Origin of the sequence: Oceanisphaera pacifica (assembly GCF_017498065.1) — a bacterium.
Lineage (GTDB): Bacteria > Pseudomonadota > Gammaproteobacteria > Enterobacterales > Aeromonadaceae > Oceanimonas > Oceanimonas pacifica.
This window is the reverse complement of sequence record NZ_JAGDFX010000003.1, coordinates 257,000-269,318: the sequence shown is the minus strand read 5'-3', so window position 1 is coordinate 269,318 and position 12,319 is coordinate 257,000. Positions and strand designations below refer to the sequence as shown.

Genomic DNA, 12,319 nt, shown 5'->3' with positions numbered 1-12,319 from the left:
AAAAATGCCGAAGCAGCTAATGGCCACTCCGGCACAGGTTTATTACTCTTGGTTAGCGTTGATGTAATCAACAGCCGCTTTAACGGTAGTGATTTTTTCAGCTTCTTCATCAGGAATTTCAGTATCGAATTCTTCTTCCAAAGCCATTACTAACTCAACGGTGTCCAGAGAGTCTGCACCTAAGTCATCAACGAAAGAAGCTTCAGATTTAACTTCGTCTTCTTTAACGCCCAGTTGTTCAATGATGATTTTTTTTACACGTTCTTCAATATTGCTCATGACCAGTATTATCCTTTAGAAATACGCTAGTGCGTGTCGTTGCGGTAGTGTATTAAAATAACCGTGGTTTGCAAGACCATTTAACGCTGGTCAAACCAGAAAAAACACCAAATGTGCGGCATTTTCCATCAAACAGTCCGCAACTGCGGAGATTTTCATCACACCATGTACATGCCACCATTTACGTGCAGCGTTTCACCTGTAATATAGCTTGCTTCATCTGAGGCTAAAAAAGCCACAGCAGAGGCAATTTCTTTGGGATCACCCAAACGTTGTGCCGGCACTTGCGACAAGATACCTTCCCTTTGCTCTTCATTCAATGCGCGTGTCATATCGGTTTCAATGAACCCAGGTGACACCACATTAACGGTAATACCACGAGACGCCACTTCACGCCCCAGTGACTTACTAAAACCAATTAATCCCGCTTTAGCAGCGGCATAGTTTGCTTGGCCGCCATTGCCCATAGTCCCCACTACAGAGCCAATAGTAACAATGCGCCCTTGGCGTTTTTTCATCATGGCTCGTAGTACTGCTTTAGACACCCGAAAGACCGAGGTTAAGTTAGTGTCAATAATGTCTTGCCACTCGTCTTCTTTCATGCGCATTAACAAGTTATCGCGGGTAATACCGGCATTATTCACCAATACATCAATATCGCCATAATCGGCTTTAATGGTTTTTAGCAACTCATCGAGTGATGCGGGGTCGGTAACGTTTAATACCAAGCCGGTGCCGTTATCGCCTAAATACTCGCTAATGGCGTTGGCGCCCTTTTCACTGGTTGCCGTACCCACCACAGTGGCACCACGACTAACAAATAATTCGGCGGTTGCACGGCCAATGCCGCGGCTTGCACCTGTTACCAGTACCACCTTACCGGAAAAACTCATTAAGACTCCTTCAGTATTCGCAACAGCTGGCTAGGTATACTTCACTATGCAACCTACCACTTAGATCACTTGCCAGCCGATATTGATATATAAAAATTACGCCTGTACGGTCAAGCTCGACACTGCAGACAAGGCGCTTTGTAAGCTGGCAGTATCATTAACCGCCAGCCCTGTTACTCGTTTATCGATACGTTTAGCTAAGCCAGACAATACCTTACCGGGGCCCATTTCAAGTGACAAAGTCACCCCTTGAGAGACCATGGTCTCTACAGTTTCTGTCCAACGTACTGGGCTATAAAGCTGACGAACCAAGGCATCTTTAATAGCGCGAGCACAGGTTTCCTGCTTGACATCGACATTGTTAATGACCGGAGTAGTCGGCTCATTAAAAGTCATGCTGGCCAAAGTTTGCTCAAGCTGTTCGGCAGCGCTGCGCATGAGTGCACAATGCGAAGGAACACTCACCGGCAAAGGAAGCGCACGTTTAGCACCGCTTTCTTTCATCAACACATTGGCACGCTCTACCGCGGCTTTGTTACCGGCAATGACCACTTGGCCTGGCGAATTAAAGTTAACGGCGGATACCACTTCACCTTGTTGGGCTTTTTCGCAGTTGGCAATAATGGCGTCGTTATCTAAGCCAATAATGGCCGACATAGCCCCAGTACCTTCGGGCACGGCTTCTTGCATTAATTGACCACGCAGTTCAACTAATTTAACCGCGTCGCTTAAGCTTAATACACCAGCACAAACCAGTGCCGAGTACTCACCTAAACTGTGGCCTGCCATAACCGCAGGCTGCTCACCGCCCTCTTGCTGCCATAAGCGCCAAATAGCGACTGATGCAGTTAATAAAGCAGGCTGAGTGCGCCATGTTTTATTTAACTCTTCTGCCGGTCCGTTAAGCACTAATTCAGCAAGATCATACCCCAAGGCAGAAGATGCCTCGGCAAAGGTCTCTTTTACGCTGCTATATTCCGCTAATAACTCCGCGAGCATACCTACGGTTTGAGATCCCTGACCGGGAAAAGTAATGGCAAATGTCATTGTTTGTCCTTTTTAAAAGCGTCCTAGGTTTACATCAGACTCAGGCTTAAAAACGCACTAGGGCTGAACCCCATGCAAAACCACCACCAAAGGCTTCTAGCAATACCAAATGGCCTCGCTGGATACGACCATCACGCACCCCTTCATCTAATGCGATGGGCACACTGGCCGCAGAAGTGTTGCCATGTCGGTCTAAGGTAAGAATGACACTGTCTAGTGACATGCCTAATTTGCGTGCGGTGGCATTAATAATACGGTAATTTGCCTGATGAGGGACCAACCAGTCCAGCTCGGTCTTATCTATATTGTTAGCTTCTAAGGTCTGAGTCACAATTTCACTTAAGCGTGATACCGCAACCTTAAAAACATCATTGCCTTTCATGCTCATAAATGCATTGCTATTACTAGCACACGCACCTGGCTGGCGGTGGGGCAACTTTAACATATCGCCATAGCGGCCATCGGCGTGTAAATGCGTGGATAAGATGCCCTGCTCTTCGCTAGCACCCAGTACAACCGCACCGGCACCATCACCAAATAAAATCACAGTGCCGCGATCTTCAGGATCACATTGACGAGATAAGGCATCGGCGCCAATCACTAAAATATGACGAGCGCTCCCGCTTTTAATAAATTGATCCGCCACACTCAAGGCATAGCTAAAACCGGCACAGGCCGCAGATAAGTCAAAAGCAGGAATGCCAGGCACTTCCAATAGCGCTTGCACTTCACAAGCTGCTGCCGGAAAGGCGTTTTCGTTACTGGTGGTGGCCAGTACTATCATGTCCAGATCTGCAGCGTTAACGCCTGCCGCTTCTAGCGCATTAAGTGCGGCTTGATGTGACATGGTGGCAATGGTTTCATCGGCACCGGCAATGCGGCGCTCACGAATACCAGTGCGCTCAACTATCCAGCTATCGCTGGTGTCTACCATTTTTTCTAAATCGGCATTGGTACGTACCGCTTGTGGCAGGTAGCTGCCAGTTCCCAATATTTTACTGTTCATAGGCATTATCTTAGGTGGCTGTCCTGTAAGGCAGTATCAAAACGGTGCGCGATACTCGCAGGCAGGTTGTATTCTATTTGACCTACCGCCTGTAAGATCGCATTTAAAAAGGCGGATGAGCCGGCACTGCCATGGCTTTTTACCACACTGGCGCGTAATCCTATCAGACTTGCACCGTTATACTGGTCGGGGTTCAGATGTGAGAGGCGTTTTTTTAAACAAAACGTTAAGAACTTGCTTAAAAAACCACTTCTCCTACGTTGGCCAAGCAATAGCTTTGCCACTCCTTCGCTGGTTTTTAGGGCGACGTTACCCACAAATCCATCACACACAATAACATCGGCTCGCCCCAAAAATAATTCATTACCTTCAATGTAACCGCTATAGTCTAACTCAGCGTGTTCACGCAAACGTAATCCGGCTTGGCGCACCGCTTCATTTCCTTTGTTGGCTTCAGCACCAACATTAAGCAAGGCAATGCGCGGATGTGTAATCCCTAAGGTTTGCTGTGCCGTTTGTTCGCCCATTAAGGCAAATTGTACTAACTGCTCGGCATTACAACTAATATTGGCCCCAACATCCAGCAATAAAGCATAACCCCCTCCTATTTGAGGCAGTCGCGTTATTAATGCGGGTCTGTCTACACCGGGTAAGGTACTGAGTGTTCTTATGGCCATCGCCATAAGCGCACCGGTATTACCACTACTCACGCAGGCGCAAGCACGCCCTAATGCCAAGGCATTAAGCGCATTGCGCATAGATGAGTCGGTTAGATGGCGTAGGGCATAAGCGGCTTTATCATCATTGCCCACCTGCTGACTGCAATATTGCACCTGCACACGCGAGTGTTTGTCTAATTGAAAACGAGATAACCAAGGGGCAAGTTCGTCTTCTAGACCAAACAAGAGCAAATTGAGATCGGGCAGAAGCGACAGCGCCTGCACGGCGGCAGGCACTGTTATAGAGGGGCCATAATCGCCCCCCATCATATCTAACGCAACAATTAGCTGCGACAAAGGATATTACTTATTAATAACCTTTACACCGCGGTAAAAGCCATCAGCTGTTACGTGGTGACGACGGTGTAATTCACCGGTAGTTTTGTCTTCAGACAACTGTGCAGCTGTCAATGAATCGTGTCCACGGCGGCTGCCACGAACGGCACGAGATACTTTACTCTTTTGTACGGCCATTTGACTTCACTCCTAAATCAGTTACTTACGTTTTAATTCTTCCAAAATCGCAAAAGGATTCGGACGCTCTTCCACGGTGGGTAGTTTACCAAAACTTTGATCAAATTGACCCTCAGAACATTGCTCATTTTCATGAGTAGGTATCTGAGGAACGCTAAGAATGAGCTCATCCTCAATCAATTCGACTAAGCTGACTTCACCAGCCTCATCCACTTCGATAATGTCGTAATCTTCCGGCAACTCTGGCGCCTCTGCATTAGCGCGCAGTGGCGTGTATGTAAATTCGGATTCTATAGTGGTATCAAACAGCTCATTACATCTTTGGCACTGGAGCGACACATGCGCTCGGGTAGACCCCGAAACAATACGTAGCCCTTGGGCATCGGTACCAAAGTCTAGAGACACGTCGATATCACCATGGATACCTTTTGTTGACTCCGCCAGTCTGGACATTAGCGCAGCGCTATATTCGCCTTTATATTTCAGACGATTTTGCGCGCAGCGAGCGGGATCAACCTTATTGGGCAACTTTACCTTTTCCATAAGGCGCGCATATTATAGAGAGACGTCATTATAGTCAAAGAAAAATAGATTTATATCGATAAATAGTGAAGACGTAGCCAGTGTTAAGTGCTTTGTTGGTGAGATAACTTTAAACACCTACTCGTTAATAAACGTAAACTGCTACACTGCCAGCCTTACTTTTATCATATTTACAGTAACGTTATGCCTGTGCTTATTCTTGCTTCTTCATCTGTTTATCGTCAGCAGTTATTACATAAACTGGGGCTCGACTTTACTTGTATGAGCCCCAATATTGACGAAACCGCTCATCCCTTAGAAACCGCAGCAGAACTGGTGCAGCGCTTAGCAGAGCAAAAAGCCTATGCGGTGGCGCAACATGAACCCAAGGCGCTAATTATTGGCTCCGATCAGGTATGTGTAAATCAAGGACAGATCCTTGGCAAGCCCGGTATCTTAGCAAACGCTAAAGCTCAACTATTAGCAGCCAGCGGCCAAACACTCACCTTTTATACTGGGCTTGCGGTATATGATGCAGCTCAACAAAAAATGCACTCAGTGGTTGAGCCTTTTTCGGTCACCTTTCGTGACTTATCTGAGGCACAAATAGCACGCTACTTAGCATTAGAACCGGCCCTAGATTGTGCCGGAGCTTTTAAGTGCGAGGGCTTAGGCATTAGCTTATTTAAGCGCATGGATGGCCGCGACCCTAATAGTCTGGTGGGCTTACCTTTAATCGCCTTGGTCGAGCTATTAGACCAATGTGGGATCGCAGTACCTTAAAAGCTAGAAGCTAGAAGCTAAGGGTAAAACCCCTTCCAGCTTTCTCACTTAAACTAGATCCAATTTTTTAGCTCACGAACATCATCAATTAACGCTATCGGGGTATGTTGGCATAATGTAGCAGCATCGTGCACACCATAGGTTACACCAATACGATCCATGCCAATGGCTTGCGCCATCGCCAGGTCATAGCTTGAATCCCCCACCATCACCGCATCCGCGGGCGTCAATTTAAGCTCAGCTAAAATTTGCTCAAGCATAAGCGGGTTAGGCTTAGATAACGCTTGGTCGGCACCGCGTGTGGCATGAAAATACCCGCCTAGTTGGGTGCTGGCTAAAACGGCGTCCAACCCCACGCGATATTTCCCCGTGGCCACCGCTAATAGATAGCCGGCTTGATGTAGGCTTTTTATTAACTCCTCTGCCCCTGCAAATAATGGCGTTGGCGTGGTATTAAGCTCCATATAATGACGACGATAAGCCGCCACTAAAGCGGCTGTTTCCTGCTCATTTAAGTGTCCAAATAAAATAGGAAACGCCTTATATAAGCTTAAACCAATAATATCACGCACCGCGGCAGCCGTGGGCACGGTTAGCTGACAGTCACGGGCCGCCGCCTCCATGCTGGAGACAATACGCGCAACCGAATCCATAACAGTGCCGTCCCAATCAAAAATAACCAGACGATATTTCATCATCACCTCATTTTAGTGAGTAGTTTTTGTAGCGAGGGCGCAAGCGGCGCTTCAACCACCATGTGTTCATCGCGACCGGGGTGATAAAAGCGCAACCGACAGGCATGCAAAAATAAGCGTTTAAGCCCTAAACGACGCATTTGCTCATCAAACTGAGCATCACCATAACGATTATCCCCAGCAATGGGGTGCCCTGCATGTAAAGTATGCACGCGAATTTGATGCGTTCGCCCAGTAATGGGGCTACATTCGATTAAGGTTGCATCGGCAAAAGTTTGTAGAATTTTAAAACGGGTGTCTGACGGCTTACCCTCTTTAGTATCTACCTTAACCGTGCGTTCACCCGAGGGCAGTTCATATTTTCTTAACGGCGCCTTCACGGCTTTTTGCTTAGGTGACCACTGTCCGAGCACTAAAGCTTGGTAATATTTATTCATGGTTTTGTCACGCAGCTGCTCATGCAGGTTACGCAACATACTGCGCTTTTTCGCCACCAGTAATAGCCCAGAAGTATCTCTGTCTAGGCGATGTGCCAACTCTAAAAAACGCGCTTGAGGCCGGAGCGCCCGCAAACCTTCAATTAAGCCAAAACTTAAGCCACTGCCACCGTGCACAGCCATGCCCGACGGCTTATTAATAACAATTAGTGCATCATCTTCATAGATAATGGCGGATTCTAGTGACTGCACTTCTTGTTGTTTGTTTTCAGGAACCGAATGCTCGCGTTCTGCAACACGCACCGGTGGCACCCTAACTACATCACCTGTGATGAGTTTATACTCAGGTTTAATACGTTTTTTATTAACTCTTACCTCGCCTTTGCGCACAATTCGATAAATCAGGCTTTTGGGAACGCCTTTAAGCTGAGTTCGTAAAAAATTATCTATGCGTTGCCCTTCATACTCAGCCTCTATGGTGAGCAACCGTACACTGTGATTTTGTTCTATTTTCATGGTTCGCATTCTATCATTAGCGGGCGTAATTTAATGCAAAAAAGGCGCCTTGCTAAAATTACCGTTAAAGTGTGATAATAACCTAGAATTTAATGCTTGCCCTAAATGGGGGGAAGCAATGCAAGATACCCCAGATAACCCAATTTATTCGCGACCTTTGGGCTCTCCCTTATCGTGAACAACACCTGAATAAGCGCCTCAAGCGTGCCCAGCCGAGAGGCTGCACCCGTTACGCTAACAGACTCGAGGCCGGTGTTCGTCGGAATAAATTGGTGACATCAGGGACATACCAACACTGTAAAAAACAGTAAAAACTTATAAAAAGAGTCATTAATGAAAAGAATGCTAATTAACGCCACTCAAGAAGAAGAGTTGCGCGTAGCCTTAGTAGATGGGCAAAAACTCTACGATTTAGACATTGAAAGCCCAGGCCATGAACAAAAGAAAGCCAATATCTACAAAGGTAAAATTACTCGCGTAGAGCCCAGCCTTGAAGCCGCTTTTGTTGATTATGGTGCCGACCGACATGGCTTTTTGCCTTTAAAAGAAATTGCCCGCAACTACTTCCCTGCCGGTTACACCTACCAAGGTCGCCCTAATATCAAAGAGGTAGTTAAGGAAGGCCAAGAAGTTATTGTGCAAATTGATAAAGAAGAGCGCGGCAATAAAGGGGCCGCGCTAACTACCTTTATCAGTCTGGCTGGTTCTTATTTGGTATTAATGCCTAATAATCCTCGTGCTGGTGGCATATCTCGTCGCATTGAAGGTGATGAGCGCACCGAGCTAAAACAAGCGCTATCTCAGCTTGATTTACCCGACGGCATGGGCCTAATTGTGCGTACGGCTGGCGTGGGCAAGTCGGCTGAAGAGCTAGAGTGGGATTTGCACGTCTTGCAAACACACTGGTCTGCTATTCAAGAAGCCGCAGAAGGCGGGACTGCCCCCTTTTTAATTCACCAAGAAAGTAACGTCATTGTGCGCGCCATTCGCGACTACTTGCGCCGCGATATTGGTGAGATTTTAATTGATAACCCGGTGATTTTTGAGCGTGCTCAAAAGCACATTGAACTGGTGCGTCCCGACTTTGTAAGCCGCGTTAAGCTATACGAAGGCGATGTGCCTATGTTTAGCCACTTTCAAATTGAAAGCCAAATAGAGTCGGCTTTTCAACGCGAAGTGCGCCTGCCTTCTGGTGGCAGTATTGTTATTGACCCCACCGAAGCGCTCACCAGTATTGATATTAACTCTTCACGCGCCACCAAAGGCGGCGACATAGAAGAAACGGCGCTACAAACCAACTTAGAAGCGGCCGATGAAATTGCCCGTCAGTTACGCCTGCGCGACTTAGGTGGCTTGGTGGTCATCGACTTTATTGATATGACGCCAGTACGCCATCAACGCGAAGTTGAAAATCGCGTTCGCGATGCGGTGCGCCAAGACCGTGCTCGCATTCAATTAGGACGTATTTCTCGCTTTGGCTTATTGGAAATGTCTCGCCAGCGCCTACGCCCTTCTTTAGGTGAGTCGAGCACACACGTTTGTCCTCGCTGCTTAGGCCAAGGCACTATTCGTGATAATGAATCACTGGCACTGGCTATTTTGCGCCTTATTGAAGAAGAAGCGCTAAAAGACAATACCGGCCAAATTCATGGTCAAGTACCGGTTGATGTAGCTGCTTACTTGCTTAATGAAAAGCGCCAAGCTATTGCCGATCTTGAGCAGCGCTATAAAGTTAGTATTTATATTATTCCTAACGAGCAATTAGAAACGCCCCACTTTGAAGTGGCACGGGTACGCAGCGGCGACGAAGAAAGTGTTAGCAGCTTTCATTTAAAAACATCGGTTGACAAGCCCGCCTACACACCACGAGATAGCAAAGCATCTTCACGCAGTGAGCAGCCCGCTTTGCAAGGCTTTACGGCCCCTACTCCTGCTCCAACAACAAAGGAAGATAACCCTAGCACTCCTGCGCCTGAGCAAACTCAAACAGGGTTACTCAGCCGTATTATGTGTGCGGTTTCTAGCTGGTTTAAAGGCACTACTGAACCTCAGCAAGCTGTTATCCCGGCTGCAACACCTGAGCAAAAAGATCGCCCAGCACGTAATAACGACCGTAATAACCGCAACAACAATCGCAATAATAACCGTAATAATGGTCGCTCTAATAGCCGCCAGCAAAGCAATGCGAATGATCGTAATAATGAACGTCGTGAACGTAGCGATCGTCAAAACAATCGCAAGCCTCGAGATGAAGAACGCCATAATAAAGCGAAGGCAGCACCTGAAAGTAAATCTCAAGATACCAACGACACCAGCAACAAGCATGAGCGCACTCGTCGCGAACGTCGTAAGCCTCGCCGTGAGAGCACTCAGCAACAAAGTACTCAGCAGCAGCCAAGTACTCAACAGCAGGGCGCTCAACAATCACAAGGTGCTCAGCAGAAAAACACACAACAAACGACCACAGCAGAAGCTCAACACAGCGAGCAAAAAGTGCAAAATGTGGCCGAGCGTCGTCAGCGCCGTCAAATGCGTAAGCAAGTACGTGTAGATAACGACGGCAAGCCGGTTGAAACAAATACGCAACAACCAGAGACTGGCGCGGTTGATACAGCAAACAAAGAGCAAACGTCTTCGCACAAGCGCAACCCTATGCCTAAGCGCAAGCGGATGAATGAAGACAATCGTCGCCGTCGTCGTGAAAACAGCATAGCTGCGCTTATCGCTCGTGAAGGTGAAGATAAGTGGGTTGCATCAGCAGAAGATGTAGCCGCACAAGAAGCCCAAGCCACAGCAGCCAAACCTGTTGAGCCTGAAGCAAAGCCACAAGCTGAGCCTGAAGCCAAGCCGCAAGCTGAGCCTGAAGCAAAGCTGCAAGCTGAGCCTGAAGCAAAGCTGCAAGCTGAACCTGAAGCCAAGCCGCAAGCTGAACCTGAAGCAAAGCCACAAGCTGAACCTGAAGCAAAGCCACAAGCTGAACCTGAAGCAAAGCCACAAGCTGAACCTGAAGCAAAGCCACAAGCTGAGCCTGAAGCAAAGCCACAAGCTGAACCTGAAGCAAAGCCACAAGCTGAGCCTGAAGCAAAGCCACAAGCTGAGCCTGAAGCAAAGCCACAAGCTGAACCTGAAGCAAAGCCACAAGCTGAACCTGAAGCAAAGCCACAAGCTGAACCTGAAGCAAAGCCACAAGCTGAGCCTGAAGCAAAGCCACAAGCTGAGCCTGAAGCAAAGCCACAAGCTGAGCCTGAAGCAAAGCCTGAATCTGTAGCAGAGCAAACTGTAGCGCCAGCGGCAAAAGCACTCACCGGCTTATATCAAAGTGCTAAGCAGGCATCAGCTCCCATGACTAAACCAAGTGTGGTTGAACAAGCTCCCTACGTGAAGCCCGAATATCCACCTTTGTTACGCGAGACGGTAACAAGCAGTGGTCGCCATGCAGGAAGCACTGCAGCTAAAAGTACTGCATCAGCTCCCATGAGCAAACCTAGTAGTCATTAATTAATGACTACTACGCCAAAAAGGCTCCTAAGGGAGCCTTTTTTATGTCTAAAATATAATGATCATAATGCTAAATAACGAGTTAACTTAAACTTGCAAAAAGCACTAATATGCCTGTCTTTATCAGCGCTAAAACTCAGACTCTCATTCCACTCACTGTTAAGTTAATCAGCCCCTTCTGAGCATCTGGCTACTTATTAACCAGCCACCTATACTTAATCTACTTAGAAGGTGTAGCTTAAGGAGGCAAGGATGCCTAAACCACGATCAGAGCAAATTAGTTTAGAAGACACTCCCTTTTATCACTGCGTGAGCCGCACGGTTAGAGGCGCATTTTTATGCGGTATAGATAACGCCACAGGCCGCAGCTTTGAGCGTCGCCGTAAATGGCTAGAGAAACGAATACTATACCTCTCACAGCAGTTTTCGATTGATGTAGCAGCCTACGCGGTCATGTCGAACCATTTGCATGTAGTGCTACATGTCGATATGGATAAAGTACAGAGATGGAGCGATAAAAAAGTTGTAAAACAATGGCATGGGTTATTTAAAGGCACATACATCACTCAAAAATTTGCCAAAAACGAGCCTATTGAAACCTATGAGCTTGATAGATTGAATGAACGAATAGCTGAGTATCGTAGCCGATTAATCAGTATTAGCTGGTTTATGCGCGCGTTAAATGAACCTATGGCACGAACCGCCAACGAAGAAGATGACTGTACAGGACACTTTTGGGAGGGCCGCTTTAAGTCTCAAGCTCTGCTGGATGAGGCTGCGGTATTGGCCTGTATGACTTACGTTGACTTAAATCCAGTTCGGGCAAAAATGGCTAACACACCCGAAGATTCGCACTACACCAGTATTAAGCAACGTATTGATGCAGCACACAAAAGTAAGCAACCAGACAACCTGTTGCCTTTTATTGGTAATGAACAAAAAATTCACGATACCCTAAGCAGGCAACGTAAAGGCTTACTCTTTGATGTTAAAGACTACATTACCCTCGTAAACGACATGGGACGAATACAGCGAGATGATAAACGAGGCTTTATTCATGAAAGTACCGCTAACATTCTCGAAAGGCTAAATATTCCTCTAGAAAACTGGCAAAAAATAACACAAGAATTTAAGTACTTGTTTACCGGGCCTGTGGGCACGCTTGAAAATGTGACTCAATATCACCAGCACTTAGGCCGAAAGCGGCGCTCATATCTCAGTTGCTGCCAACATTGGCCTAACTAAGGGCGCCTAAGCTGAACTTGCTGTAGTCAGTCACGGTAAAAAATATCATACAATCACAACACTCACACTCGAGTGGCTTTGTGCTGCCCAATGTTTAGCCTTTCTGTACATAATTACTTATTTTTACCTTATCTCATCGTTATTTCGACATCACTCGCCTAACAACCTATGCATAAAATTCATTAATCACCATAGATAAACTCAA

12 protein-coding genes are annotated in these 12,319 nt (G+C 47.0%); 3 read left to right on the top strand and 9 right to left on the bottom strand.

Going from position 1 to position 12,319, the window contains the following annotated elements; genetic code table 11:
* Nucleotides 1–42: 42 nt before the first annotated feature.
* The 7 genes from acpP to yceD all read right to left on the bottom strand — a co-directional run bounded on the left by acpP (nucleotide 43) and on the right by yceD (nucleotide 4,961).
* Nucleotides 43–279, bottom strand: a complete 237-nt coding sequence (gene acpP / locus J3U76_RS03935) for an acyl carrier protein (protein WP_208004526.1) — start codon at nucleotides 277–279, stop codon at nucleotides 43–45.
* Between the two features lie 158 nt (nucleotides 280–437).
* On the bottom strand, nucleotides 438–1,172 hold the full coding sequence (gene fabG / locus J3U76_RS03930; RefSeq protein WP_208004525.1) for a 3-oxoacyl-ACP reductase FabG: 735 nt from the start codon (nucleotides 1,170–1,172) through the stop codon (nucleotides 438–440).
* Nucleotides 1,173–1,268: 96 nt separating this feature from the next.
* Complete coding sequence (fabD, locus tag J3U76_RS03925; protein ID WP_208004524.1) at nucleotides 1,269–2,219, bottom strand: ACP S-malonyltransferase; 951 nt, start codon at nucleotides 2,217–2,219, stop codon at nucleotides 1,269–1,271.
* A gap of 46 nt (nucleotides 2,220–2,265) precedes the next feature.
* Nucleotides 2,266–3,225, bottom strand: a complete 960-nt coding sequence (locus tag J3U76_RS03920; protein ID WP_208004523.1) for a beta-ketoacyl-ACP synthase III — start codon at nucleotides 3,223–3,225, stop codon at nucleotides 2,266–2,268.
* A 5-nt stretch (nucleotides 3,226–3,230) separates the two neighbouring features.
* Nucleotides 3,231–4,241 (bottom strand): phosphate acyltransferase PlsX, encoded by a 1,011-nt coding sequence (plsX, locus tag J3U76_RS03915; RefSeq protein WP_208004522.1) that lies wholly within the window; start codon nucleotides 4,239–4,241, stop codon nucleotides 3,231–3,233.
* Nucleotides 4,242–4,247: 6 nt separating this feature from the next.
* Entirely contained in the window at nucleotides 4,248–4,418 is a 171-nt protein-coding gene (rpmF, locus tag J3U76_RS03910) for a 50S ribosomal protein L32 (protein ID WP_208004521.1), read from the bottom strand.
* A gap of 21 nt (nucleotides 4,419–4,439) precedes the next feature.
* A complete protein-coding gene (yceD, locus tag J3U76_RS03905; RefSeq protein ID WP_208004520.1) occupies nucleotides 4,440–4,961 on the bottom strand; it encodes a 23S rRNA accumulation protein YceD in 522 nt (173 codons plus the stop codon).
* Between the two features lie 183 nt (nucleotides 4,962–5,144).
* Here yceD and J3U76_RS03900 point away from each other — a divergent pair, with 183 nt between their 5' ends.
* Nucleotides 5,145–5,723, top strand: a complete 579-nt coding sequence (locus tag J3U76_RS03900; RefSeq protein ID WP_208004519.1) for a Maf family protein — start codon at nucleotides 5,145–5,147, stop codon at nucleotides 5,721–5,723.
* Between the two features lie 53 nt (nucleotides 5,724–5,776).
* Here the strand turns inward: J3U76_RS03900 and J3U76_RS03895 are convergent, their stop codons facing one another.
* Together J3U76_RS03895 and rluC are read right to left on the bottom strand one after the other, a co-directional pair.
* Nucleotides 5,777–6,421: an HAD family hydrolase gene (locus J3U76_RS03895; RefSeq protein ID WP_208004518.1), complete on the bottom strand. Its 645-nt coding sequence runs from the start codon at nucleotides 6,419–6,421 to the stop codon at nucleotides 5,777–5,779.
* On the bottom strand, nucleotides 6,421–7,371 hold the full coding sequence (rluC, locus tag J3U76_RS03890; protein ID WP_208004517.1) for a 23S rRNA pseudouridine(955/2504/2580) synthase RluC: 951 nt from the start codon (nucleotides 7,369–7,371) through the stop codon (nucleotides 6,421–6,423). The genes J3U76_RS03895 and rluC overlap by 1 nt, the downstream gene beginning before the upstream one ends.
* 333 nt (nucleotides 7,372–7,704) lie before the next feature.
* On the opposite strand from rluC, the gene rne reads away from it, so the two are divergent.
* Complete coding sequence (gene rne / locus J3U76_RS03885) at nucleotides 7,705–10,869, top strand: ribonuclease E (protein ID WP_208004516.1); 3,165 nt, start codon at nucleotides 7,705–7,707, stop codon at nucleotides 10,867–10,869.
* A gap of 252 nt (nucleotides 10,870–11,121) precedes the next feature.
* The gene (locus J3U76_RS03880; RefSeq protein WP_208004515.1) at nucleotides 11,122–12,114 is read left to right on the top strand and encodes a transposase; all 993 of its coding nucleotides are present in this window, start codon (nucleotides 11,122–11,124) and stop codon (nucleotides 12,112–12,114) included.
* The last annotated feature ends 205 nt before the right edge of the window (nucleotides 12,115–12,319 follow it).

Bases quoted from the DNA above. Each gene is read 5' to 3' on its own strand.
- acpP (WP_208004526.1), bottom strand. From the start codon at position 279: ATGAGCAATATTGAAGAACGTGTAAAAAAAATCATCATTGAACAACTG.
- fabG (WP_208004525.1), bottom strand. From the start codon at position 1,172: ATGAGTTTTTCCGGTAAGGTGGTACTGGTAACAGGTGCAAGCCGCGGC.
- fabD (WP_208004524.1), bottom strand. From the start codon at position 2,219: ATGACATTTGCCATTACTTTTCCCGGTCAGGGATCTCAAACCGTAGGT.
- J3U76_RS03920 (WP_208004523.1), bottom strand. From the start codon at position 3,225: ATGAACAGTAAAATATTGGGAACTGGCAGCTACCTGCCACAAGCGGTA.
- rpmF (WP_208004521.1), bottom strand. From the start codon at position 4,418: ATGGCCGTACAAAAGAGTAAAGTATCTCGTGCCGTTCGTGGCAGCCGC.
- yceD (WP_208004520.1), bottom strand. From the start codon at position 4,961: ATGGAAAAGGTAAAGTTGCCCAATAAGGTTGATCCCGCTCGCTGCGCG.
- J3U76_RS03900 (WP_208004519.1), top strand. From the start codon at position 5,145: ATGCCTGTGCTTATTCTTGCTTCTTCATCTGTTTATCGTCAGCAGTTA.
- J3U76_RS03895 (WP_208004518.1), bottom strand. From the start codon at position 6,421: ATGATGAAATATCGTCTGGTTATTTTTGATTGGGACGGCACTGTTATG.
- rluC (WP_208004517.1), bottom strand. From the start codon at position 7,371: ATGAAAATAGAACAAAATCACAGTGTACGGTTGCTCACCATAGAGGCT.
- rne (WP_208004516.1), top strand. From the start codon at position 7,705: ATGAAAAGAATGCTAATTAACGCCACTCAAGAAGAAGAGTTGCGCGTA.
- J3U76_RS03880 (WP_208004515.1), top strand. From the start codon at position 11,122: ATGCCTAAACCACGATCAGAGCAAATTAGTTTAGAAGACACTCCCTTT.